Origin of the sequence: Skermania sp. ID1734, from assembly GCF_007489285.1 — a bacterium.
Lineage (GTDB): Bacteria > Actinomycetota > Actinomycetes > Mycobacteriales > Mycobacteriaceae > ID1734.
Map to the genome: position 1 here is coordinate 84,298 of NZ_VLIY01000018.1, position 23,758 is coordinate 108,055.

The following is a 23,758-nucleotide window of genomic DNA, read 5'->3' on the forward strand; positions in this document are numbered from 1 at the left end:
CGTGTCAGCCGACACGTTCGCGTCTGCCTGACTCACATCCTGCGTCATCCCGTCACCTCCTGACCCTGCCAGGACCAACAGCAACCGGGATCAACTTTAGTCCTCAGACCTCCACCAAGGCGGTGAGCGGATAGTTTTCCAGTCGCGCTCTACCACCCAGAAATGTCAGTTCGAGGACCACCGCGGTACCTGCCACCTCGGCCTCGCCGAGAGTCAACAGTTCCGCCGCCGCGCGCAGTGTGCCACCGGTTGCCAACACGTCGTCGATGAGTAGCACCCTACGGCCGGCCAGCGACAAATTCTCCGCCGGGATCTCCAAACAGGCGGTGCCGTACTCGAGTGAATACTCCTGTGACAGCACCGGCGGCGGCAGTTTGCCCTGTTTGCGAATGGCGACCACGCCAACATCACGTTTCGCGGCAACCGCGGCCGCGAGCAGGAATCCCCGCGCATCGACGCCGGCCACCAGGTCCGCCTCGGGGGCGATGGCGGCCAGCGCGTCGACAACCGCCCGAAAGCCGTCAGCATCGGCGAAGACCGGGGTGAGATCGGCAAACCGGACGCCGGCGACCGGGAAGTCGTCGACCCACCGGGTCAGGGAAGCGACTGCATCGGCCGCAGTGGTCAGCGACCGACTCATCGCTCGAGTACCCAGCGGTCCATGTTCCAGCCGGCACCAGCCTTGCTCGCATTCACGACCGTGTTCTGCATGCCGTTGGCGAACGCGACGGTGCGCGGTTCGTTGAACAACGGGATCGACGGCATCTCGCCCCACAGCAAATTCTCTGCCTCGGTGGAATTGTTCAGCTGCGCGTCGGGAGAACCATCGGCGGCGAGTTGGTCGACGAGCGCGTCGTAGCGCGGATTGCTGAATCGGCCGAAGTTGGTGCCGGTGCCGGTCCGCAGGGCAAACAGGGCGTCGGTGTTGAAATCTGCCCCCGCTGCCCCCGGCGCCGAGGCGGTGCCCGCCAGTACCGCGTCAACCTGACCGGCACGCAACGCTTCAGGATCGAAGGTGGGCGATCCGGCATCGACGACATTGATGCCCGCCGGCTTGCATGACTGCGCGATCGTGGCGACCGTCTGGGCGCGCCGCTCGTCCGGCGCGAGGTACCCGATGCGCACCGTCGGGTTCGGCACCGCAGCCTTCACCAGGGCCGCATTCGAGCCCGGCACATCGCCGCCGGGGAACTTGGTGCCTTCCGCCGAGACCGCCGGATAGATCAGCGTGTCGGACTGCACGATTCGCGAGTTCAGCACGCCCGAACCCAACCCCTGAGTGCGGTTGTAGCCCGGATGCCCGAGCTTGTCGAACAGTTGCTGACGCGGCACGCACAGCGCGAATGCCCGGCGCGCATCGGCCGACGCGAAAACTCCCGACGTTGACAGCACGAGCTGTTCGGAGCTGCGGGAGGGCACGTTTTGGCTGGTGAATCCGTCGAGCTTCAGCCCGCCGATCGAACCGGCGCCCACATCGACCACCTCGACGGCGCTGGCCGAAATTTTCGCCTTCAGATCGATGTTCTTCGGCCAGATGACAATTCGTGGCGTTTCCGGCTTGTTGCCCCACCAGTGCTCGTTGGTGACCAGGACCAGTCCGTCGTTGGCGCTGTAGGACTCGATCCGGTATGGCCCCGACGAGGGCAGCAACGACGTGTCGATATTGCCGGGCGTGAGCTTCCACCCGTTGTTCCAGAAGTCGGCGATCCGCTGCATCTCGGCCGGGTTGCCCGTCTGGATGGCGGAGACGATGTTGGGAATATTGGCCACGCGCGCCACGACGTGGGCAGGCATGAGGTCGGTCGCCGAGAACAACTCGCGCCATTGCGCGAACCCCTTACCGGACCGGAAGACAACGGTGGCGTCCTTGGAACCGGGCTGGCACTGCACCCGCTCGATGTCCGAGTACCCCGCGTTGTTGGCCGTCTGAAACAGCGGCACGATGCCGCCGTGACCGTCGGGCTTGGTGAACCGCCCGCTGTGCGAGGCCCAGGCGAGCACCAGGTCCTCGCAAGTGGTGGGCACGCCGTCGGAGTAGGTGCCCGACGGGTTGAGCCGGTACTGAATCGTCTGCGCGTCACCGGGCACTACGTTGGCCGTGCCGTAGTCGGTGTCGGCGACAAGTTGGCCCTCCGGACCGATGTAGGAGAAGCCGGTGAGCACGCGCTCGAACGCCTGCTGGGCACCGGTGGTCGCCCCCACCACCGTGTCGGCGTTGTAGGTGGTGATCAGGTTGTCGATCGCGTATCCGATCGACGGTACCGGCGCATTGCTCGAGCACCCCGACAACAGTCCCGCTGCCACGGCGCCCGCTGCAACCACCGCGGCCAACGCCTTGCCTTGCCTGAAGTTTCGGCGCACCCTCAACGCTTTCTCTTGTGCCGCTTCCCCATTGGTCTCGCTCCCGGCTTCGGCGCTGTCCCCACCGACTCCGAGTTCGCCCTGCTGCTCGCCATCACCGTCGCCGGTTGCACCGCCACCGGAGCCCCGTCCCCGGTCGTCACCGACTCCCGGCGCGCCAGCACCTTCTTCGTGTGCTCGGCCACCGGTCCCCAACGCTCCTTGATCGACACCAACAGCGGCGTCGCAAAGAAGATCGACGAGTACGCGCCGACGATCATGCCGACGAGCTGAACCAAGGCTAGATCCTTGAGCGTGCCGACACCGAGGAGCCACACCGCAATGACCATCAATCCGATCACGGGCAGGATGCCGATGAGGGTTGTGTTGATCGATCGCATCAGGGTCTGGTTGATCGCCAGGTTCGCTTGTTCGGCGTAGGTCCGCTTGCGCAGATGCAGCACTCCGCGGGTGTTCTCGGCGACCTTGTCGAACACCACGACCGAGTCGTACAGCGAGAAGCCCAGGATGGTGAGCAGGCCGATCACTGTCGCCGGGGCGACCTCCAGCCCAACGATCGAGTAGATGCCGGCGGTGACCGTCATATCGAAAAAGAGGCAGGTGATCGCGGCGATCGCCATGTCGCGTTCGTAGCGGATGGCGATGTAAACGGTGACCAGCACCAGAAACACCAGCAGCGCGATCAGCGCCTTCTTGGTGATTTCACTGCCCCACGTCGAACTGACGTCGGAGTTGCTGATGGTGTTGATGTTCGGATTGCCGCTCGAGTCCTTCGGGTGGAACCGGTCGAACAGCGCGTTCTGCAGCTTGTCGACCTGTTGCAGATTCAGCGCTTCCGAACGAATCTGAATCGTCGCGCTCGACCCCGCGCCGACCGTTTGCACCGACACCGGATCCATGCCGAGGGCCTGGTGGTAGACGTCTTCCACTGCGGTGGTCGAGACGTTGCCCTGGTTCGGGAACTGGATCTGTGACCCGCCCTCGAAGTCGATGCCCAGGGTGAAACCCCGGAAAATGATGCTCAACAACGAGATGGCGACGAGCGCCGCCGTCAGCATGTAGTAGAAATTGCGCCGCCCGATCACCTCGAAGGCGCCGGTTCCCGTGTAGAGCCGGTTCAGCAGGCTGTGGTGCGGTAGTTGCTTGTCGTCGACGCCGGTTTCGGCGATTTCGGTAGCAGCCTGTTCGGTCACGTCACAGCTCCTTTGCGCCGGTCGTGGCGAGCGCGCGGCGCTCGCGGGCCACCTGCTGCACGGCACCGAGTCCGTTGATGCCCGGCTTCGACCAGAACTGCGTCTGCGAAGCGAGCGTGACCAGCGGGGCCGTCACCAGCAGCACGACGACGACGTCGAGGATGCTGGTCAACCCGAGGGTGAACGCGAAGCCGCGCACCTCACCGATGGCAAGGATGTAGAGCACGGCGGCGGCGATGAAGCTCACCGCGTTGCCAGACAGGATCGTGCGCCGCGCTCGCACCCAGCCTCGCGGCACCGCGGACCGGAAGCTGCGGCCCTCGCGCATTTCGTCCTTGATGCGTTCGAAGAACACCACGAAGGAGTCGGCTGTCATGCCGATACCGATGATCAGACCGGCGATACCGGCCAGGTCCAGGGTGAAGTTGATCCACCGCCCGAGCAACACCAGGATTCCGTAGATCATGACGCCGGACAGAGTCAGCGACAACGCCGTGAGCAACCCGAGCATGCGGTAGTAGACCAGGCAGTACAGCAACACCGCGATCAGCCCGATCGCGCCCGCCAGCAGACCGGCGCGCAGCGACGACAGGCCGAGCGTGGCGGAGACCGTCTCCGCCTCCGAGGACGAGAACGACAGCGGCAGGGAGCCGTATTTGAGCGTATTGGCGAGTTCCTTGGCTTGGGAGGCCGTGAAATTTCCGGTGATGGAGGTGGCGCTACCCGCCGGCGTGGCACCCTGGATCACCGGGTCGCTGACCACCTTCGAGTCGAGGGTGAACGCAGCCTGCTTGCCGATGTTCTGAGACGTGAACTTGGCCCACGTTTCGCTGGCGGCCGACTTGAACGTCAAGCTCACCTCATAACGCGCCTGCTGGGTGTTGAAGCCGGAGCTGGCGTCCGCGATGTCCTGCCCGTCGATGATGCTGGGCCCGAGCAGGTCGGCGTGGGTGCCGTCCTGGGCGCACGCCACCAGCGGCAACTTCGGGTCGTCGTTTCCGGCCAGCGGGTCCGGCTTCGTGCAGTCGATCGCCGCAAGGGCCTTCTGCTGAGTCGCCGGATCGGTGCTCTGCCGTGTGGCCTTGGCCTCGGCGATCTCCTTCACGGCGAGGTCCGTGCCGGTTATCGGCGCGCCCGGGGCCGGGGTCGGCGTGGGAGTTGGGGTTGTGGGCTGGTCCTTGGGGAACGGCCGGCCCTGCGGTGCCGGTGCCGGCGCGCCGGGTGCGGCACCTGGCGCGGGCGCCGGAGTCGGAGCCGCCGGGGCCTGAGCTGCCGGCGTGCCACCCTGGCGGACGTTGAGCACCGGGCGGATGTAGAGCCGCGCGGTCTGCCCCAGCGAACGCGCCTGCGAACTGTCGTCGCCGGGCACGGTGATGACGAGGTTGTCGCCGTCGATGACCACCTCGGACCCCGAGACACCGAGGCCGTTGACCCGGGTCTCGATGATCTGTTGCGCCCGCTTCAGGCTGTCCTGGCTGGGTTTGCTGCCATCCGGCGTGCGCGCGGTCAGCGTGACCCGGGTACCGCCCTGTAGGTCGATTCCGAGTTTGGGTGTCGGTGACCCGTTCCCGGTGAAGAAGACCAGCAGATACACGACGGCCAACAGGACACCGAACGCCACTAGTTGCCGGATCGGGTATCCCGACCCCGGGGAACGTGCCACGGTTGCGAATTCTCCTCAGTCCGAATTGGGCAGGCCAGACACCGCAAAAGGCGCCGCCGCCGACTCTGGAAGCCGGCGGAGGCGCGAAGCGTCCGGTCAGTCGGTCGGGCGACCGGTCTCGGTCGGATCGAGTTGCTCAGCCGCCAAAGACCCGGTGCCGTTGGACTCTGGAGTCGCGGCCGGGCGGTCGTCGTCGTGGTCATCGCCGGTGTGGGCGTCCTCGACCTGCAACTCACGGATCGCCATCCGCGACCAGGTGGTGATGACCTCTTCGGCGATCTCCAGGTCGACGGTGGTGTCATCGAGGTCGACCACGGTGCCGTACAGGCCGGACGTGGTGAGCACGCGGTCACCGATCTGCAATGCGGATTGCATCTCGGCAGTCTTGTTCATCTCCTTCTTCTGTCGCCGCATCGCCAAGAACATCGGGACGAGCAGGGCAACCAGCAGGAGCGGAAACAGCAGTTCCATCGCGGAAGTCAGTCCTCAATTTGTGCGCACCGAAGTGCCATAGTGGTGTTGCTCCCGGGATACGAGCACCCGGGTCGACATACCAGTCTGCCATTACCTGCGCCCAGAACCGAGCACGTACTCATTCAGCAGTCCAGTGCCAGGGTGTTCCCAGCGTTCTTTCAGGTTGGTGAGCGACCATCGGCGCGTGCCAAATCCTGTGCCGCAACCGGCTCCGATCACCAACGTGCAGCAGCATTTCTCGGGCGGCTACGGGCACGGCGTTTCCTTGCTGGGCGGATGGTTTCCGCTGGTCATCGAGATCGCCGCCGTCGTAGTCCTGCTCGTGGTGGTGTTACGTCGGTCGCGCCGCTGGTGGCTGGTGTGGGTGCCGGTGAGCATCCTGGTTTCGGTTGCCGCGGCCTTCGCCGCGCACTGGTACATGGATTCGGAGGATTTGGCCTCGGATCCGGCGCCGTGGCAGCTGTGGGTGTGGACCGGGGTGGCTGCCGCTGCCATCGCGGTGGCGGTCGTCGGCTGGCGCCGCGCCCGGTGGTGGCGCCGCGGCGTATCGGTGCTGGCGATCCCGCTGAGCGTCTTGGCGGTGTCGCTGGTGCTCAATCAGTGGGTGGGCTACTACCCCACCCTGACCGCAGCGTGGAGTGCGCTGACCGCCGGACCGCTGCCGGACCAGGTCGACGCCGACGCCCTACCCGCACTGCGTGACACCAACCCGAGCACCGGCAAGGTGGTGCCCGTCGATATTCCGGACACCGCCAGCGGATTCAACCACCGCACCGAGTACGTGTACCTCCCGCCCGCCTGGTTCAACGGCAAGACGCCACCGCAACTGCCGGTGTTGATGATGATCGCCGGTGAGTTCAACACCCCTGCTGACTGGATGCGCAGCGGGAACATCATCCCGTTCGTCGACAGCTACGCCCAGCATCATCATGGCCAGACGCCCATCCTGGTGTTCGTCGACGCCGGCGGGAGCTTCAACAACGACACCGAATGCGTCGACGGCCCGCGCGGCAATGTTGCCAGCCATCTGACCAAAGACGTTCGGCCGTATGTGATTTCAACCTTCGGCGCCTCGTCCGACCCGGCCCACTGGGGAATTGTCGGGTGGTCGATGGGCGGCACCTGCGCCGTGGACCTCACCGTCATGCATCCCGACTTGTTCCACACCTTCGAGGACATCGCGGGCGACGCTGGCCCCGTGGCCGGCACCAAGCAACAGACGATCGACCGGCTCTTCGGCGGCAGCGCGGCGGCGTGGAACGCCTACGACCCCGCTACCGTCATGGCCGCGCACGGCCCCTACACAGGCGTCAGCGGCTTGTTCGAGGACCTCGTTCCACCGGCACGGCCCGCGAACTGGCCGGGCAACGCCCATGGTGGCAACCATAATTGGCACCCGCCGCAGGTGAGCGACCAACAAGTTGGGCTCGGCGGCCGCGACATGTTCCGCGACACCGGTGAGACGGGCGCGGCCGAAAAGCTCTGCGCCGACGCGCAGAAGGTCGACATCGGCTGTGTGGTGGCAACGAGCAGCGGTGGCCACACCTGGCAGTTCGCGGAGAAGGCATTCGAAGTGGGCCTGCCGTGGCTGATCACCGAGATGTCGGGCCAGCCGAGCGCGTCTTAATCGAACAGGCCGAGTTGCGGCTCGTTGGCGCGGACTTCGATGCCGCCGATCGCGAGGTCCGGCGGCGGGGTGAGTCCGAGTTGCTCCCAGGCCGCGGCGGTCGCGACACGGCCCCGAGGTGTGCGCGCGATCATGCCGGCGCGCACCAGGAATGGCTCGCACACTTCTTCGACCGTCGCCGGCTCCTCCCCGACGGCCACCGCGAGCGTGGACACACCGACCGGCCCGCCGCCGAAGCTGCGCACCAGCGCGCCAAGCACCGCTCGGTCAAGGCGATCCAGACCTAGTTGGTCCACGTCGTACACCGCCAGCGCGGCTTGAGCCACCTCGCGGGTGACGACGCCGTTGGCACGAACGTCGGCGTAGTCGCGCACGCGACGCAACAGCCGGTTGGCGATACGCGGCGTGCCGCGGGAGCGTCCGGCAATTTCGGCGGCGCCGGCATCGTCGATGTGCACGTCGAGGATGCGTGCCGAACGCCGCAGAATTTGCTGCAGTTCGGCGGGCGAGTAGAAGTCCATGTGCGCGGTGAAGCCGAACCGGTCCCGCAGTGGTCCGGTCAGCGCGCCGGATCGGGTGGTGGCACCGACCAGGGTGAACGGCGCTACCTCGAGTGGGATCGACGTTGCGCCGGGACCTTTGCCGACGACGACGTCGACACGGAAGTCCTCCATGGCGAGGTAGAGCATTTCCTCCGCCGGGCGGGCGATGCGGTGAATCTCGTCGATGAACAGGACGTCGCCCTCGACCAGGTTGCTCAGCATCGCGGCGAGATCGCCGGCGCGTTCCAGTGCCGGGCCGGAGGTGAGGCGCAGTGCCGAGCCGAGTTCGGCGGCGATGATCATGGCCATGCTGGTCTTGCCCAGGCCGGGTGGACCGGAGAGCAGGATGTGGTCGGGTGTGCCGCCGCGAATCTTGGCTCCGCGCAACACAAGTTGCAGCTGCTCCCGGACCCGCGGCTGACCGATGAAGTCGTCCAGTGATTTAGGCCGCAGGCTCGCGTCGAGATCACCGTCGGAGGTCAACGGCCGTGCACTGACTTGCGATTCGGCTTCGGTCATCGCTTCCTACCGAGCAGGGCGAGCGCCAGCCGCAGCGCCGTGGACGAGGTGGCGTCCGGATTTTCGGCCAGCACGGTGTCGGTGGTTTGCTCTGCCTGCTTGGCCGGGAAACCCAAGCCGGTCAGGGCCTCGACGATGTGTTCGCGCACCGCATTGGCCGACGGCGTTGCGGGGTTGACGGGATCCGACACGGCCACGGCGTTGACTTTGTCCCGCAGTTCCACGACCAGTCTTTCCGCGCCGCGTTTGCCGATCCCGGGCACCCGTGTGAGTGCCGCGATGTTGCCTTCGGCCAATGCCTTGCGAAGCGCCTCGGGCTCGAGCACGGCGAGGATAGCCATGGCCAGCCGGGGACCCACGCCGGAGACGGTTTGCAGCAGGCCGAACAGGTCGCGCGACTCGGTATCGGCGAAGCCGTAGAGCGTCATCGAGTCTTCGCGCACGATCATCGCGGCGAACAGCCGGGCCTCGCTCCCCCGGTGCAAGGTGCCCAGGGTCGCCGGTGTGGCATTGAGGCGATAGCCGACGCCGGCCGCCTCGATGACCACATGGTCGAGCGCAATGTCGAGGACCTCACCTCGGACGGAAGCGATCATCGCGAACGCGCCTCCTTTCGCATCTGGCGCAGGCGGGCCTCGTAGCGCCGCTTCTGCTCGGCGGCCGCGGCCTCGGCCGCCGCCATGCGCGCCAGCATCGGCGCACGCCAGCAGTGACAGATTGCCAAAGCCAGCGCGTCGGCTGCGTCGGCGGGGGTCGGCTTGGTCTGCAAACCCAGGATGCGGGTGACCATCGTGGTCACCTGTTGCTTGTCCGCCGTACCGCTACCGGTGACAGCGGATTTGACCTCGCTGGGCGTGTGAAAGCTGACCGGTATCCCACGTCGGGCGGCGGCGAGGGCGATCACTCCCCCGGCTTGCGCCGTGCCCATCGCGGTGCGGACGTTCTGTTGCGCGAACACCCGCTCGATCGCGACGACCGTGGGTCTGTGGGTGTCCATCCAGTATTCGGCGGCGTCGGCGACGCGCAACAACCGCTCGGCGAGATCCATGTCGGACGGGGTGCGCACCACGTCGACGTCGAGTGCGATGACCTGGCGGCCGGTGCCGCCCTCGATCAGGCTCAGGCCGCAGCGGGTAAGCCCAGGGTCGACACCCATCACCCGCACCACGATCCCCTAACGTCTACGAACAGCTGTTCGAGCTTAACCGGCAGGGGTGACAATTTCGGGTTTCGACACGGCTTGCGCGTGCGGTCGATCGGTTTCGCTCCCCGTCTATACACTTCGCGTCCCGTACAACCGACGCGAACTGCCAACTCGCGGAGCGAAACTAGCAACCTGCGTCGTAGTGCGCGACCGCGACGCCTTCCATGGGCGGTGTCCAAACCTGGACAGGTGCCAGTCGAGCGTCGTGCCGGCAACTCCGGGTATCGGACGCGTCCCAAGCAGTGACACCGACCGCAACGAACACTGCGACGAGACCAGCCGCGATCCACCGTGACTTCAGCGACGGCCTTGCGCGCTCGACGCGCCAGCCGAACCGGTTGAGCAGCCGGCCTATGACGTATCCAACAACCGCGCCCGCCACTGGAATCAACCACCACACGGTGTCGGCGTCCGAAATCCGAATATGCGGAACTGCTCGGAGAAACGCACCCAACCCCGCGGGCGTCACGGCGATCGCCAGCCACGTAAGTATCCCCACAGCGAAACCCACGATGGCGCACACCCGGATCGGGTTAGCGCCAGAGCCGCGCCCGACTCGGAACCACTCACCCACGAGCGCGAACAGCAAACCGCACAACAGGGCCAACACGACAGCAGTGTCCGACCAGGAAATCGGCGCCGGGCGATCATCGGCGACGAACGCGAAGTTCACCCGGTGCAACTCATGATTCCCGAACGTCGGCCGCCCGACGAACCACCACACCGCCGACGCGACCAGCCCTGCGGCTACCCCCGCGGCCGCCCAGCGCACTACGCGTCCAGTTGCGCGAGCACCTCGTCGGAGACGTCGACGTTGGTGTAGACGTTCTGCACGTCGTCGCAGTCTTCGAGGGCGTCGATGAGCTTGAACACCTTGCGCGCGCCGTCGAGATCGACCGCGACGCTCACCGACGGCTGGAAACTCGCCTCCGCGGAGTCGTAGTCGATCCCCGCCTCCTGCAACGCAGTACGGACCGCGACCAGATCGCCGGGTTCGCTGACCACCTCGAACGATTCGCCGAGGTCATTGACCTCTTCGGCCCCGGCATCGAGCACGGCCATCAACACGTCGTCCTCGCTCTGCCCGTTCTTGTCGAGCTGGACAACACCCTTGCGGGAGAACAGGTATGCCACCGAACCAGGGTCGGCCATGTTGCCACCGTTGCGGGTCATCGCCGTGCGCACCTCGCCCGCCGCACGGTTGCGGTTGTCGGTAAGGCACTCGATGAGGATCGCGACACCGTTCGGGCCGTACCCCTCGTACATGATGGTCTGCCAGTCGGCGCCGCCCGCTTCTTCACCGGCGCCACGCTTGCGGGCGCGCTCGATGTTGTCGTTGGGCACCGAGGACTTCTTGGCCTTCTGAATCGCGTCGTAGAGCGTCGGGTTGCCACCAGGGTCACCACCGCCGGTCCGCGCCGCGACCTCGATGTTCTTGATCAGCTTGGCGAACATCTTGCCGCGCTTGGCGTCGATCACGGCCTTCTTGTGCTTGGTGGTGGCCCATTTGGAGTGGCCGCTCATGCGCTTCTTCCTTCAAGTGGTCAGCTGGACAACTTCTCCAGTTTACGCAAGCCGCTCGCGCACGGTGTCGACGAACATCCGGTGCACGCGCAGGTCACCGGAAACTTCCGGATGAAACGAGGTGGCCAGCACCGCGCCTTGCCGCACCGCAACGATCCGTCCGGCGGCCGGACCCTCGGGCACGCTGGCCAGCACCTCCACTTCGGGGCCGACCTCCTCGACCCACGGCGCCCGGATGAACACCGCGCGCACCGGTCCATCATCGAGCCCGGCAAACTTGAGATCGGTCTCGAAGGAATCGACCTGCCGGCCAAACGCATTGCGGCGCACCGTCATATCTATCCCGCTCAGGTGCTGCGCATCGGGCCGCGTATCGAGCACCTTCGACGCCAGCAGGATCATCCCGGCGCAGGATCCAAACGCCGGCATACCGTCCCGCAGACGCCGCCGCACCGGCTCGAGCAGTTCGAAAACCTCCAGCAGCCGAGAAATCGTCGTTGACTCACCACCCGGGATGACCAAACCGTCGACGCTGTCCAGCTCAGCGACACGCCGAACGCCGATGGCCTGCGCACCACACTCGGTCAGGGCCGCGACGTGCTCACGAACGTCGCCTTGCAGCGCGAGAACACCGATCACTGGCTTGGTCACGACCCGAGCATACGAGTACGCCCGTACCGGACCGCCGGTAGATTGGGCGCTCATGAAGATTCAGCTCGGCGAGCATCGTCCGCACATCGACCCCTCGGCGTGGATCGCGCCGAACGCGACGGTCATCGGGCGCGTGACGCTGAGCGCCGACGTCAGCATCTGGTACAACGCGGTACTGCGGGCCGACCTCGAAACCATCACCATCGGCGCCAAAACCAACATCCAGGATGGCTGCGTACTGCACTCCGACCCCGGCTTTCCGTTGACCGTCGGCGCCGGAGTGTCGGTGGGACACAACGCCATTCTGCACGGCTGCACCATCTCCGATGACGTCCTCGTCGGGATGGGTGCCACCGTGCTCAACGGCGCGCAAGTGGGAGCCGGGTCGCTCATTGCCGCCAACGCACTGATTCCCGAAGGCGTCGAAATCCCACCAGGCTCACTGGTTGCCGGGGTCCCGGGCAAGGTGCGGCGCGAGCTCAGTGACGACGAACGGGACGCCCTGAAAATCAACGGCCTCGTCTACCTGCACAACATGTCGGTGCACCGCGGAGCGTGCATCCTCAGCGATTAGTCCTCGCGCAGTTTCCGCGTAAGCCCTTCCTGCACAACCGCGGCGACCAGGTTCCCGTTGGTGTCGAAGATCCGCCCTTGCGTCAGCGCCCGGCCGAACCCGGCCGATGGCGATGTCTGGTCGTAGAGCAGCCACTCGTCGGCCCGGAACGGCCGCAGGAACCACATCGCGTGATCCAGCGAGGCGATCTGCGTCGGTTCGTCGCGGTGGTGAACTTTCGACGAACCGAGCAACGTCATGTCGCTCATGTAGGCGAGCGTGCAGATGTGGAAAATCTCCTCGTCGGGCAGCCGGTGACGGTAGCGAAACCACACCTGTTGCTGCGACGCCGCGCCGGGGCGGCGCGCGACTTGATCACCCGGGATAATCCGGATGTCCCAGTGCGACCATTCCCGCTGCAGCGCGACCTGGGCCGACGTCTGCTCGTCGGGCGGCTGTGGCAGCTCATCAGCACTGGGGACGGTCGGCATGGTGTCCTGGTGCTCGATCCCCTCGTCGCCCTTGTGAAACGACGCCGACATCGTGAATATCGCTTTGCCGTCCTGGATGCCGGTCACCCGCCGGGTGCAGAACGATCGGCCGTCCCGAATGCGATCGACCAGGTAGACGGTCGGTTCTTTGGGGTTGCCCGGACGCAGGAAATACCCGTGCAGCGAGTGCACCTGAAACAGCGGCTCCACCGTGTGCACGGCCGAGACGAGTGCCTGCCCAGCAACCTGCCCGCCGAACGTGCGGACCAGGGTCGTTTCGGTGGACGCACCGCGAAAGATGTCCCGTTCCAGACGTTCCACGCGCAGCGCTTCGCCGATGGTTGCCATACCCGAGTCCTTCCGCCGATGCCCGGGTAAGGCTAGCAACTAGTGCGACAACTCCAGTCCGACCACACACGCCACAATCGCGCAGATGAGCAGAATGCGAACCAGCGACGCTGGTTCTTCCCCGGTCACCATCCCATAGCCGACAGTTAGCGCGGCGCCAATCCCAACCCATACCGCGTACGACGTGCCGGTCGGCAGCGTCCGCATGGCAAAGGCCAGCCCGACCATGCTCAACACGACCGCAATAAGGAAGACGATCGACGGCACGAGCCGACTGAATCCGTCGGATTTACCTAGCGCAGTCGCCCAGACAGCCTCCAGCACCCCGGAGGCGACGAGCACTATCCAGGCCAAAGTGTTACCAGCCGCGCTCCGCGAGCCGGTGCGGCTGCGGGATGTCATCGACGTTGATGCCGACCATCGCCTCACCGAGCCCACGCGACACCTTTGCCAGCACGTCGGGGTCGTCGTAGAAGGTGGTGGCCTTCACAATCGCGGCTGCGCGTTGAGCCGGGTTACCGGACTTGAAGATTCCGGATCCGACGAAGACGCCCTCAGCGCCGAGCTGCATCATCATCGCCGCATCCGCCGGCGTCGCGATACCGCCCGCGGTGAACAGCACCACAGGCAACTTGCCCGTCTCGGCAATCTCGCGGACGAGCTCGTACGGCGCCTGCAGTTCCTTTGCGGCGACATACAATTCGTCCTCCGGCAGCGAGCTGAGCCGACGGATCTCAGCACGGATCTTGCGCATGTGCGTCGTGGCGTTGGACACGTCGCCGGTACCGGCCTCGCCCTTGGAGCGGATCATCGCCGCGCCTTCGGTGATGCGGCGCAGCGCTTCCCCGAGATTCGTTGCGCCGCAGACGAACGGCACGGTGAAGTTCCATTTGTCGATGTGGTTGGCATAGTCGGCGGGCGTCAGCACTTCGGACTCGTCGACGTAGTCGACGCCGAGCGACTGCAGGATCTGCGCCTCGACAAAATGCCCGATGCGCGCCTTCGCCATGACCGGGATCGATACCGCCGCAATGATGCCGTCGATCATGTCCGGATCACTCATCCGTGAAACGCCGCCCTGGGCGCGGATGTCCGCGGGCACGCGCTCGAGAGCCATCACCGCGACCGCGCCGGCGTCCTCGGCGATCTTCGCCTGCTCCGGGGTGACCACGTCCATGATGACGCCGCCCTTGAGCATCTCGGCCATCCCACGCTTGACGCGGGCCGTACCGACCTGAGTGGTCTCATTGGTGGTCACGAATTCGAACTCCTCGATTGATTGCGGGTGTTCATCGATTCTAGTCATTCCAGATAAGTCAGCCGGTCAGTAGCAATCCGGCCGCGGCGGCCGCCGCGATCACCGGCGCCCCGGCTAGCCCGATCGCGGCGAATCGCAAGGCGGACACCTCGATTCCGCGGGCTTTACACCTTTCCCGCCACAGCAGCGTCGCCAGCGAGCCCCACACCGTGATCAGCGGCCCGACGTTGGTGCCGACAAGCACCGCCAGCAGCGCAGTCGTACTGCCGGCCGGAACAGCCGGTTCCATGGCCAGATAGGCGGGCAGGTTGTTCACCAGGTTGCCCGCGCCGCCAGCCACCAATGCGGTGACGACGACTGAGTGACCGGTGAGGTGCGCGAGGAAGTCGATCAACCCGTGTCGCGCGATGGCCGCGACAACCAGAAACAGCCCTTCGGTGAACAGCACGAGCCGCCACGGAATCAGCGAAACGCGCACCGCACTGCGGTCCCGCACACCGAAAACGACGAGCGCGGCCACGGCGGCACCAGCTGCGGCGATCGCGGGAATAACCCCCAACAGCACCGCCGGGACGAGCGCCGCGCAGGCAACGGCGCACACCCGGAACGTCCAGTCGTCACCCCGTGGTTGTGGGGCCGGCATTTCATAGTTTCCGCGCAGATCGCGCCGGAAAAGTAGCCACAGGTAGCCCACGGTGAGCACGACGGCGATCAACTCCGGCAAGCCCATGCGGGTGGCGAATTCGACCCCGGAAAGCTTCTCGCGTTGCTGCGCAAGCAGATTCGTCAAGTTCGACACCGGTAGCAACAGGCTCGCCGTGTTCGCAAGCCAGACCACCGCGACGGCAAACGGCAAGGGACGCAAACCTATCCGGCTCGACAGTGCCAACACCACCGGGGTGAGCAGGACAGCGGTGGTATCGATGCTCAGCACGACCGTCGTCACCGACGTCAACGCGGCGATGAGCAGGTACAGCGTGGCTGTCGAGCCGCGGCCCAACCGCGCGCACGCGGCGGCTGCGGCGTCGAAAACCCCGGATCTGTCGGCAAGTTCGGCCAGCACCGTGATCGCGACAAGAAAGCCCAGGACCGGACCACCCCGGACGACGGCGACGTTCCAGGCATCGTCTGCGGGTAACCACCCGGTCGCGACCACCACGGCACCCGCGACCGCCAGCACTGCCCACACAGCGTCGAGAATGCCAGGTGGGCCATTCAGCGGATCGCGCGCACCTCGGGATCCTCGGCGACGGTCGCCGCGGCGCGCGCCTCGTCGAGCAAATTCGCCAGATCTTGCGGGTACACCGTTTCGCCTGCCGCGTTGAGCGTTGCGATGTCCTCGGCGGTGCACCACTTGCTGCCGGTGATGGTGCGCTTTTCCAGGTCCGTGAGCGCTATCGGACGCGGCTCGAAGTGCCGGACCTGGGTGACGAAGAACAACTCCTCGGACCTCATGAGTTCACCGTTGAACGGGAAGATTGCCACTCGCCGCCACAGCGGGCCGCGCAGCAACCCCGAGTCGATGAGCTCGCCGGTTTCCTCCGCGACCTCGCGCACCGCCGTCTCCCGCAACGTCTCCCCCGGTTCGGCGCCGCCGCCAATCGTGAACCAGAACGACACGTCGGGCACCAGCGGGTCGTGGCCGCGCATGAGCAGCACCCGGCCCTGTTCGTCGAGCATGACCACGCGCGCGGAAGTCCGGTTACCGGCGAGGTCGAGCCCGGTTGCGGCCGATGGCTTCACGCGCTCGGCGATCTCGAAGTAGCTCGGCAGCGGCGCGGTGCCGCCGAGGTGCAGCCAGCGCACCGACCGGCGGGTCCGCAACGCCAACGTGTCCCGGACCGCGTCATTGTGAAAGCGGCGCGCGATCAATACCCGCGCCTCCGCGTCGGCCAACTCCGCGACAAGCTGCGGCCGTAGCGTCTCGATGTCGACCGCCGCCAGCGCGGTCGAGAGCTGATTCTCTACGGCCTCGCGGTCCGACCGTTCAGCGCGCTCGGCCTGATCCGCCAGGTGAGCAAGACGCTTGCTGGCGTCCGGGTTCGACGCCGCGCTCGCCGCCGCGACCGTCCGCGCGACGACGGCCCGCCGCGCCAGCGCGGCATCCAACGCCTGCCAGGACAGGTCCGACCGCACATGTAGTCGGTCGAGCCGGTGTGCCGTCGAATACGCCCATGCGCCCAGCGCCAGGACGACCGCGGCGACCAGCGCAATGACGAGGATCGTCAGTGCTGAAAATGTCATCAGCCGGCGGCCCGAACGCGATGATCGCCGACGGTCACGGTTTCGTACACCCGCAGGATCTGCTCAGCCACGACGGGCCAGTCGTAGTCGGCGACCGTGCGGGCGCCGGCGGCCACCAACTCGCCGCGACGGTCGGAGTTGCTGAGCAGCAGATCCACCTCACGGGCGAGGGCTTCGGCGTCGCCGACCGGTACGAGGACACCGGCCGCACCGTCACGCAAGACCCGCCGGAACGCGTTCAGTTCGCTGGCGACGACGGGGGTTCCTGCCGCCATCGCCTCCACCAGCACGATCCCGAAGCTTTCACCGCCGGTGTTGGGCGCGACATACACGTCGGCGCTGCGCATGGCCGAGGCTTTTTCTTCATCAGTGACCTGCCCGAGCAGCCGCAGGTGTTTGGCATGCTCACCGGCTTCTTTGCGCAGCCGGTCTTCGTCGCCACGGCCCACTACCAGCACTTCGAGGTCGGGATGAGCGGCGGCCAGTTTCGGCAGCGCGCCCAGCAGCACCGACATGCCTTTGCGGGGCTCGTCGTAGCGCCCGAGGAACAGCACCGTGCCGCCACGGCGGGGATAACCGGGCAGGGGCTGGGCGTTGGCGAACGCGCCGACGTCGACACCGTTGGGGATTTCGACCGCGTCGGAGCCGAGCGCCTCCACCTGCCAGCGTCGAGCCAGCTCCGAAACGGCGATCCGGCCGCTGATCTTCTCGTGGTAGGGCCGCAGCACGCCCTGAAAGGTGCTGAGCACCAACGACTTTGTGGTGGAGGTGTGGAAGGTCGCCACGATCGGACCCTCGGCCACCTTCAAGGCGAGCATCGAGAGGCTCGGCGCGTTCGGTTCGTGGATGTGCAAGACATCGAAGTCGTTGTCGGCAACCCAGCGCCGCAACCGGTTGTAGGCGGTGGGCCCGAAGCTCAGCCGCGCGACCGAGCCGTTGTACGGGATGGCCACCGCGCGCCCGGCCGAGACGACGAATTCCGGTAGCTCGGTTTCGTCCGAGGCCGGCGCCAGCACGCTCACCCGGTGCCCCCGCTCGATGAGCACGTCGGCAAGTTCGACGACGTGCGCCTGCACCCCACCCGGCACGTCGAAGGAGTAGGGGCACACCATCCCGATTTTCACGGCGCCGCCTGTTTGGGCTTGTTTGCACCGATGCGGGCGCGGCGGGCGTCGGACAGATCGTCCAACCACAGCGGCTGCAGCATGTGCCAGTCGGCGGGGTGTGCGGCGATGTTGGCGGCGAAGCGGTCCGCGAGCGCTTGAATCGCGACCTCGACGCCCACGCTGACGTCGATGGGCGGGTCGGCTTTCAGGCCCCACCCCTCCTGACCGTCGGCGTCGACCGTGAACCACGGATGCACGGCAAGCAGGGTGGCGCCGGTCTCGATGGCCAGCTGCGCCGGACCCGCCGGCATCCGGGTGCGAGCGCCGAAGAAGTCGACCTCGATGCCCCGGCTGGACAGGTCGCGGTCGCCGAGCAGACACACGATCTGGTTGTTACGCAGCCTTTCGGTCAGCTGTCGGAACGGCGGCGCCTCCCCGCCGGTCAGCGGGAACACTTCGAAACCAAGGCCCTCCCGGTACGCCACGAACCTTTCGAACAGCGACTCCGGCTTGAGCCGCTCGGCGACCGTGGAAAAGGAGCCGTAGTGATGGACCAGCCACACCCCCGCGATGTCCCAGTTGCCGGAATGCGGTAAGGCGAGGATCACTCCCTTCCCGCGCTCCAACGCCGCGATCAGGTACTCCTCGCCGTCGATCAAATACCGTGGCGAGGTGGCGATGGCGGCGTGATCCATGGTCGGTAGCCGAAACGCCTCACGCCAATACCGCGCGTACGAGCGGACAGATGCTGAAATTAACTCGGAAGGAACATCTTTCGGCTCGACACCGACCACTCGGGCCAGGTTCCTACGAAGTTGCTCGGGGCCGCCCTTACGGGTGGCATAGTCAGCACCGCGGTCGAAGACATTGCGGGCCATGGCCTCCGGTAGGGCACGAACCACCCGCCAACCGGCGGCGTAGCCGAGGTCGGACAGGCGCTGGGACACGGGTATCACGGTCATGGCTACTCCCTGTCTGCTCGTGACTCGTCGCTGGCGCGCGTACTCATCGGAATGACGTCCCGGGCGCCCGGCGAGCGCCGAACGGCCAGCACGCGCTGGAACACCGTGATGACGCTGGCGACCGCGAGAATCCACATGGCCACATGGACTGCCCACTCGAGCCAGCCGATTCCCCAATAGCCGGCGATACCCGTGAACCCGGCGCCGACCAGCACGATGATGAGCCGGTCCGGGCGCTCGATCAGCCCGCCATCGGCGGAGAGGCCGCTCGCCTCGGCGCGAGCCTTCGCGTACGAGATCACCTGTGAGGTGACCAGGCAGATCAGCGTCGCTACCAGCAGCGGCTTGCTGTTGGCGTGGTACACCGCCCACCACGCCAACCCGGCGAAAATCGCGCCGTCGGCCACGCGGTCGCACGTCGCGTCCAGTACCGCGCCGTATTTGGTGCCGCCGCCGCGGGCCCGCGCCATCGCGCCGTCGAGCATGTCGAACATGACGAACAACCAGATCACCATCGTTCCCCAGAACAGGTGATCCGACGGGAACAGCGTTACGGCGGCAACGATCGAGGCGGTAGTGCCGATCAGTGTCATGACGTCCGGGGTCAGGCCGGTGGCGAGTAACGCTTTCCCCAGGGGTGCGGTCGCCTTCGACACCGCCTCCCGGCCGAAAAAGCTCAGCACCGCACTCGTCCCCGTTCTCGAATTCCAGCCGTTGCAGGCTGATCGTTCACACAATCTAGCCGGTGACGGCTCAGTCGCCGTCGGTGTCTTCCGTGTCGTCGTGCCAGGCGGCAGCGAGCAGCGCCCGGGTCTCGCGGAGCAGCTGCGGCATCACTTTGGTCCCCCCGACCACCGTGATGAAATTCGCATCGCCGCCCCACCGCGGCACGATGTGCTGATGCAGGTGCGCAGCAAGCGAGCCGCCGGCTACTGCGCCGAGATTCAACCCGACGTTGAACCCTGGCGGATTGGAGACCCGCTTGATCACGCGGATGGCCTTCTGTGTGAAAGCCATCAACTCCGCGCTTTCATCGGGCGTCAGATCCTCCAAGTTGGCCACCCGGCGATACGGAACGATCATCAGGTGCCCGGGATTGTAGGGGTACAGGTTCAGCACCGCGTAGACGAGTTCGCCACGCGCGACGATCAGGCCGTCCTCGTCCGACATCTTTGGGATGTCCGAAAACGGCTCTCCCGAAGCGTTTTTCGGCTGCGGCGTCTCGGCGATATACGACATCCGATGCGGTGTCCACAACCGTTGCAGGCGATCGGGGTCACCGGGCCCCCGATCAACCAACCCTTCGCTCTGCTGCTCCCTGTCCACAGCGGTCATCCCTGCTGGCCGATATGCAGCAGTTCGACCGTGGGTGACGCGTTCTTCCGGGCGGCTATCCACTCCACGATCGCCGTGACCGCGTCAGCGACCGGCACTCCGTTGATCTGGGTGCCGTCGCGGAACCGGAAGCTCACCGCGTCGGCGTTTACGTCGCGTTCCCCGGCGAGCAGCATGAACGGCACCTTCTGCGCGGTGTGGTTGAAGATTTTCTTCTGCATGCGGTCGTCACTGTCGTCGACTTCGGCCCGCACGCCTTGCGCTCGTAGCAAGTCAGCGACAGTACGCAGGTGCTCGACATGCGGATCGGCGACCGGGATACCCACCACCTGCACCGGGGCGAGCCATGCCGGGAAGGCGCCCGCGTAGTGCTCGGTGAGCACGCCGAAGAACCGTTCGATCGACCCGAAGAGGGCCCGGTGGATCATGACCGGACACTGCTTGGAGCCGTCGGACGCGGTGTATTCGAGCTCGAACAGTTCCGGCTCGAAGAAGTCGAGTTGCAGGGTCGACATCTGCCAGCTACGCCCGAGAGCGTCCTTGGTCTGCACCGAGATCTTGGGCCCGTAGAACGCCGCCCCGCCCGGATCGGGAACCAGGTCGAGACCCGAGGCCGCGCCGACCTCGGCAAGTACCGCGGTGGCTTCCTCCCACATCTCGTCCGAGCCCACGAACTTTTTTTCGTCCTTGGTGGACAGTTCCAGGTAGAACTCGTCGAGACCGTAGTCCTTGAGCAGCTGCAGCACGAAGTTCAGCGTGGTGGTCAGTTCTTCGCGCATTTGTTCGCGGGTGCAGTAGATGTGCGCGTCGTCCTGGGTGAAGCCGCGCGCGCGGGTGAGTCCATGCACCACGCCGGACTTCTCGTACCGATATACCGAGCCGAACTCGAACATCCGCAGTGGCAGTTCGCGGTAGGACCGTCCCCGGCTGCGGTAGATCAGGTTGTGCATCGGGCAGTTCATCGGCTTGACGTAATAGTCCTGCCCGGGCTTTCGGACAGTGCCGTCCTCGTTGTATTCCGCGTCGAGGTGCATCGGCGGGAACATGCCCTCGGCGTACCACTCGAGGTGCTTGGATACCTCGAACAGATGCCCCTTGGTGATGTGTGGAGTGTTCACGAAGTCGTATCCGGCGGCGATGTGACGCTCGCGCGAATAGTCTTCGAGCTCCTTGCGGATAATTCCGCCCTTCGGGTGGAACACCGGCAGGCCGGAACCGAGCTCGTCCGGGAAGCTGAACAGGTCGAGCTCGAGGCCCAGCTTGCGGTGGTCGCGGCGCTCCGCCTCGGCCAGCAAGCGCACGTGCTCGTCGAGGGCCTCCTGCGATTCCCAGGCGGTGCCGTAGATGCGCTGCAGATCCTCACGGTTCTGGTCACCGCGCCAGTACGCGGCCGAGCTGCGGGTTAACTTGAACGCCGGAATGTGTTTGGTGGTGGGAATGTGCGGGCCGCGGCACAGGTCCTTCCACACGAGGTCGCCGGTGCGTGGGTCGAGGTTGTCGTAGATCGTGAGCTCGGCGCCGCCGACTTCCATGACTTCGGGGTCATCGATGCCCGACTTGTCGGTGATCAACTCCAGCTTGAAGGGCTCGTCGGCGAGCTCCTGCTGCGCTGCCTCGGCATCGGTGACCCGCCGGGAAAACCGTTGGGCGCCTTTGACAATCTTGCGCATCCGGGTTTCTAACTTGGCGAGATCATCCGGCGTAAAGGGCCGGTCGACCTGGAAGTCGTAGTAGAACCCGTCTTTGATCGGCGGACCGATGCCGAGCTTCGCCTCGGGGAATTCCTGCTGAACGGCCTGTGCGAGCACATGCGCGGCGGAGTGCCGGATGACGCTGCGGCCGTCTTCGGTGTTGGCGGCTACCGGCTCGACCTCGACGTCGGTGTCCGGTGTCCAGGCGAGGTCACGAAGGCGCCCCTCGGCGTCACGCACCACGACCACCGCATCGACACCTTTGCCGGGCAAGCCCGCCTCCCGAACGGCTGCACCCGCCGTCGTTCCGGCCGGCACCCGGACGAGGGCGGCGGTCTGACGGCTGGGGATGCTCACGGCAGTGGTCTCCTTGTGCATAGGACGTGGTGTTACGCATGGTATCGACTGGCGCGCGAAGCACCTGCGGGCAGAGTGCTCCGCCCGTCCGACGACCGGCGTCATGCGGCCGCCGGTCTTCGTCGTCGGTTGTGGGCGGGCATGGGTTTTCGGTCGGGGTCGAGGGTTTTCGGTGGGATGAACCAGGGGTGGCCGTCCTCGCCGAGGAAAACCTGCCAGGTGCCGCGGTGGATCATGCGGTGGTGTGCTCGACACAGGAGCACCATGTTGTCCAATGTCGTGTGGCCGCCTTCGGCCCAGTGTCGGATGTGGTGGGCGTCGGTCCAGTGCGGTGGGCGCCCGCAGCCGGGTACCGCGCAGCCGCCGTCGCGCACGATGAGTGCTTTGCGGATGGCGGGGGTGACGAGGCGTTCGCTGCGCCCGACATCCAACGGCACCCGGTGGCCGTCGACCACGACCACGGTGACCTCGCAGTCACAGGCCAGCATCTGGGCGACCTGGCGTGACACCGACCCGGTCCAGGACAGGTGAAACGGCCACCGGGTGTCTTTCACGCGCCCGGCCTCGTCGACGAACGTGGCCTTGCCGGCCAGGTCGTTGGCCTCGGCGACCAGCGTCACCTGCGCCCGCCCCACCCCACCACCGCGACCACTCAACTGCGCATCCACGATGTCGGCGAGGGCGTCGACGCGGCGCTGCGACGCCGAGCGCGGGTCGGGTTCGGCGTCCGGTCCCGGGCGCGGCGCGGCCAGCGGTTCGAGGACCGAGCGCAGTTTCTCGAAGGTGAGTTTGTCCAGGTCGGCGCGCAGTTTGCCGCGCCCGTCACGGCCGGTGCCGTAGTCGAGGCGGTTGAGCTCGGGGTCCTCGGCGACCGGCTCCCGCTCCGGGGTGTGGCTCAGGACCAGGTCGCGGCCGGTTTCGCGCACCGCCGCCGGAGTCCCGGCCAAAGCCACGTCGACCAATTGTTGTTCGGCCGCACCCAGATCCGCCTCCGGGCAGGCCCGTTGCAGGGCGCTGATCGCCGCCACGATCGCTTCGGCGTGCGCCGCGGAAATCTCCCCGCGCTGTAGTGCCGCGGCCATGCCCGGCAGCGTCTGTAGCGACCGTGCCACCGTGACCTGTCTTTTCGCGGTCGCGGGATCCACCCGCCCGGAATCGGCCAGCCACGCCGCCGTCGACGTCGCCCCCAGCTCGTCGGCCAGGCCGCGGGTTTCCATCCCGGCCAGCAGGCGAGCCTGCACCCCGGCCAACACGTTCTGCGCCTGCGTCACCTGCGCGGTCGAACTCAGAACCTGCTGATCGGTCAGCTCATCGACCGCCAGCAGCGACCACTGCTGCAGCTGTTCGGGGTCGATGTGTCATGTCGCAGGACATCGGTGACAGTTCTGTATCTGGACATCGGTGGCGTTTTGAGTGGTTTTGGTGGTGACACTTCTGGTTTCTTGAGCGGTGCCGACCGCCAATGAACCCGTTGATCCTCGTGTCCGCCTCGCGATCGCCCAGTGGCCTGATGACGCGCCACGCGGAGCGGTGACGACATTCTGTGCCGAACACCGGATTTCCCGGAAAACGTTCTACGCGATCCGCGCGCGGGCACGAACCGACGGCGCGGCAGCGGCCCTGCAGCCGCGCAGCAGGCGACCCAAGAACAGTCC

Annotated in this window: 25 protein-coding genes; 3 read left to right on the forward strand and 22 right to left on the reverse strand. The window is 66.2% G+C overall.

The window, feature by feature from the left end:
• Positions 1-103: 103 nt before the first annotated feature.
• From FOS14_RS20365 to yajC, 5 genes are all read right to left on the reverse strand, one after another.
• Positions 104-640 carry an adenine phosphoribosyltransferase gene (locus tag FOS14_RS20365; protein WP_143772656.1) on the reverse strand — a complete coding sequence of 179 codons (537 nt, stop codon included), beginning with the start codon at positions 638-640 and terminating at the stop codon, positions 104-106.
• Complete coding sequence (locus FOS14_RS20370) at positions 637-2,361, reverse strand: ABC transporter substrate-binding protein (protein WP_255450481.1); 1,725 nt, start codon at positions 2,359-2,361, stop codon at positions 637-639. Before FOS14_RS20370 ends, FOS14_RS20365 begins: the two co-directional genes overlap by 4 nt.
• A 2-nt stretch (positions 2,362-2,363) precedes the next feature.
• Complete coding sequence (gene secF, locus FOS14_RS20375) at positions 2,364-3,554, reverse strand: protein translocase subunit SecF (protein ID WP_143772657.1); 1,191 nt, start codon at positions 3,552-3,554, stop codon at positions 2,364-2,366.
• A 1-nt stretch (position 3,555) separates the two neighbouring features.
• A complete protein-coding gene (secD, locus tag FOS14_RS20380; RefSeq protein WP_143772658.1) occupies positions 3,556-5,217 on the reverse strand; it encodes a protein translocase subunit SecD in 1,662 nt (553 codons plus the stop codon).
• Between the two features lie 96 nt (positions 5,218-5,313).
• Positions 5,314-5,688, reverse strand: coding sequence for a preprotein translocase subunit YajC (gene yajC, locus FOS14_RS20385; protein WP_143772659.1), 375 nt, complete (start codon positions 5,686-5,688; stop codon positions 5,314-5,316).
• 187 nt (positions 5,689-5,875) lie between these two features.
• Between yajC and FOS14_RS20390 the strand changes: the two genes are divergently transcribed.
• Entirely contained in the window at positions 5,876-7,318 is a 1,443-nt protein-coding gene (locus FOS14_RS20390; protein ID WP_370512271.1) for an alpha/beta hydrolase, read from the forward strand.
• On the opposite strand, the gene ruvB is transcribed toward FOS14_RS20390, so the two are convergent.
• The 6 genes from ruvB to pdxT form a co-directional block, all read right to left on the reverse strand.
• Entirely contained in the window at positions 7,315-8,379 is a 1,065-nt protein-coding gene (ruvB, locus tag FOS14_RS20395) for a Holliday junction branch migration DNA helicase RuvB (RefSeq protein ID WP_143772660.1), read from the reverse strand. The genes FOS14_RS20390 and ruvB overlap by 4 nt on opposite strands.
• Positions 8,376-8,975, reverse strand: a complete 600-nt coding sequence (gene ruvA, locus FOS14_RS20400; protein WP_143772661.1) for a Holliday junction branch migration protein RuvA — start codon at positions 8,973-8,975, stop codon at positions 8,376-8,378. Before ruvA ends, ruvB begins: the two co-directional genes overlap by 4 nt.
• Positions 8,972-9,544: a crossover junction endodeoxyribonuclease RuvC gene (gene ruvC / locus FOS14_RS20405; RefSeq protein WP_143772662.1), complete on the reverse strand. Its 573-nt coding sequence runs from the start codon at positions 9,542-9,544 to the stop codon at positions 8,972-8,974. Before ruvC ends, ruvA begins: the two co-directional genes overlap by 4 nt.
• Positions 9,545-9,707: 163 nt before the next feature.
• Positions 9,708-10,355: a hypothetical protein gene (locus tag FOS14_RS20410; RefSeq protein WP_143772663.1), complete on the reverse strand. Its 648-nt coding sequence runs from the start codon at positions 10,353-10,355 to the stop codon at positions 9,708-9,710.
• Positions 10,355-11,107 (reverse strand): YebC/PmpR family DNA-binding transcriptional regulator, encoded by a 753-nt coding sequence (locus FOS14_RS20415; RefSeq protein ID WP_143772664.1) that lies wholly within the window; start codon positions 11,105-11,107, stop codon positions 10,355-10,357. Before FOS14_RS20415 ends, FOS14_RS20410 begins: the two co-directional genes overlap by 1 nt.
• 42 nt (positions 11,108-11,149) lie before the next feature.
• Positions 11,150-11,758, reverse strand: coding sequence for a pyridoxal 5'-phosphate synthase glutaminase subunit PdxT (gene pdxT, locus FOS14_RS20420; RefSeq protein ID WP_370512272.1), 609 nt, complete (start codon positions 11,756-11,758; stop codon positions 11,150-11,152).
• A gap of 52 nt (positions 11,759-11,810) precedes the next feature.
• Between pdxT and FOS14_RS20425 the strand changes: the two genes are divergently transcribed.
• On the forward strand, positions 11,811-12,332 hold the full coding sequence (locus FOS14_RS20425) for a gamma carbonic anhydrase family protein (protein ID WP_143772666.1): 522 nt from the start codon (positions 11,811-11,813) through the stop codon (positions 12,330-12,332).
• Here FOS14_RS20425 and FOS14_RS20430 read toward each other — a convergent pair.
• The 11 genes from FOS14_RS20430 to FOS14_RS20480 form a co-directional block, all read right to left on the reverse strand.
• A complete protein-coding gene (locus FOS14_RS20430) occupies positions 12,329-13,150 on the reverse strand; it encodes an acyl-CoA thioesterase II (protein WP_143772667.1) in 822 nt (273 codons plus the stop codon). The genes FOS14_RS20425 and FOS14_RS20430 overlap by 4 nt on opposite strands.
• 39 nt (positions 13,151-13,189) lie before the next feature.
• Positions 13,190-13,504 carry a multidrug efflux SMR transporter gene (locus FOS14_RS20435; protein ID WP_143772688.1) on the reverse strand — a complete coding sequence of 105 codons (315 nt, stop codon included), beginning with the start codon at positions 13,502-13,504 and terminating at the stop codon, positions 13,190-13,192.
• A 4-nt stretch (positions 13,505-13,508) separates the two neighbouring features.
• Complete coding sequence (gene pdxS, locus FOS14_RS20440; protein ID WP_143772668.1) at positions 13,509-14,408, reverse strand: pyridoxal 5'-phosphate synthase lyase subunit PdxS; 900 nt, start codon at positions 14,406-14,408, stop codon at positions 13,509-13,511.
• 58 nt (positions 14,409-14,466) lie between these two features.
• Entirely contained in the window at positions 14,467-15,597 is a 1,131-nt protein-coding gene (locus FOS14_RS20445) for an SLC13 family permease (RefSeq protein ID WP_143772669.1), read from the reverse strand.
• Positions 15,598-15,623: 26 nt separating this feature from the next.
• Positions 15,624-16,652, reverse strand: coding sequence for an NUDIX domain-containing protein (locus FOS14_RS20450; protein ID WP_143772670.1), 1,029 nt, complete (start codon positions 16,650-16,652; stop codon positions 15,624-15,626).
• Complete coding sequence (locus FOS14_RS20455) at positions 16,652-17,776, reverse strand: glycosyltransferase family 4 protein (protein WP_143772671.1); 1,125 nt, start codon at positions 17,774-17,776, stop codon at positions 16,652-16,654. Before FOS14_RS20455 ends, FOS14_RS20450 begins: the two co-directional genes overlap by 1 nt.
• On the reverse strand, positions 17,773-18,720 hold the full coding sequence (locus FOS14_RS20460) for a phosphatidylinositol mannoside acyltransferase (RefSeq protein WP_185981861.1): 948 nt from the start codon (positions 18,718-18,720) through the stop codon (positions 17,773-17,775). Before FOS14_RS20460 ends, FOS14_RS20455 begins: the two co-directional genes overlap by 4 nt.
• A 2-nt stretch (positions 18,721-18,722) precedes the next feature.
• Entirely contained in the window at positions 18,723-19,403 is a 681-nt protein-coding gene (gene pgsA / locus FOS14_RS20465; protein WP_143772672.1) for a phosphatidylinositol phosphate synthase, read from the reverse strand.
• A gap of 70 nt (positions 19,404-19,473) precedes the next feature.
• Positions 19,474-20,055 carry an HIT domain-containing protein gene (locus FOS14_RS20470; RefSeq protein WP_143772673.1) on the reverse strand — a complete coding sequence of 194 codons (582 nt, stop codon included), beginning with the start codon at positions 20,053-20,055 and terminating at the stop codon, positions 19,474-19,476.
• A complete protein-coding gene (gene thrS / locus FOS14_RS20475) occupies positions 20,052-22,124 on the reverse strand; it encodes a threonine--tRNA ligase (RefSeq protein WP_143772674.1) in 2,073 nt (690 codons plus the stop codon). The genes FOS14_RS20470 and thrS overlap by 4 nt, the downstream gene beginning before the upstream one ends.
• An 80-nt stretch (positions 22,125-22,204) precedes the next feature.
• The gene (locus FOS14_RS20480; RefSeq protein WP_143772675.1) at positions 22,205-23,374 is read right to left on the reverse strand and encodes an HNH endonuclease signature motif containing protein; all 1,170 of its coding nucleotides are present in this window, start codon (positions 23,372-23,374) and stop codon (positions 22,205-22,207) included.
• A 223-nt stretch (positions 23,375-23,597) separates the two neighbouring features.
• Between FOS14_RS20480 and FOS14_RS20485 the strand changes: the two genes are divergently transcribed.
• Positions 23,598-23,758: helix-turn-helix domain-containing protein (locus FOS14_RS20485; RefSeq protein ID WP_255450283.1), on the forward strand; the 161-nt coding region annotated here is incomplete at its 3' end.

Coding starts and splice junctions, on each gene's coding strand:
- FOS14_RS20460 (WP_185981861.1), bottom strand. CDS start 18,720: ATGACCGTGATACCCGTGTCCCAGCGCCTGTCCGACCTCGGCTACGCC.
- FOS14_RS20430 (WP_143772667.1), bottom strand. CDS start 13,150: ATGGCAACCATCGGCGAAGCGCTGCGCGTGGAACGTCTGGAACGGGAC.
- FOS14_RS20365 (WP_143772656.1), bottom strand. CDS start 640: ATGAGTCGGTCGCTGACCACTGCGGCCGATGCAGTCGCTTCCCTGACC.
- FOS14_RS20425 (WP_143772666.1), top strand. CDS start 11,811: ATGAAGATTCAGCTCGGCGAGCATCGTCCGCACATCGACCCCTCGGCG.
- FOS14_RS20415 (WP_143772664.1), bottom strand. CDS start 11,107: ATGAGCGGCCACTCCAAATGGGCCACCACCAAGCACAAGAAGGCCGTG.
- FOS14_RS20450 (WP_143772670.1), bottom strand. CDS start 16,652: ATGACATTTTCAGCACTGACGATCCTCGTCATTGCGCTGGTCGCCGCG.
- yajC (WP_143772659.1), bottom strand. CDS start 5,688: ATGGAACTGCTGTTTCCGCTCCTGCTGGTTGCCCTGCTCGTCCCGATG.
- FOS14_RS20470 (WP_143772673.1), bottom strand. CDS start 20,055: ATGACCGCTGTGGACAGGGAGCAGCAGAGCGAAGGGTTGGTTGATCGG.
- ruvA (WP_143772661.1), bottom strand. CDS start 8,975: ATGATCGCTTCCGTCCGAGGTGAGGTCCTCGACATTGCGCTCGACCAT.
- thrS (WP_143772674.1), bottom strand. CDS start 22,124: ATGCACAAGGAGACCACTGCCGTGAGCATCCCCAGCCGTCAGACCGCC.
- ruvB (WP_143772660.1), bottom strand. CDS start 8,379: ATGACCGAAGCCGAATCGCAAGTCAGTGCACGGCCGTTGACCTCCGAC.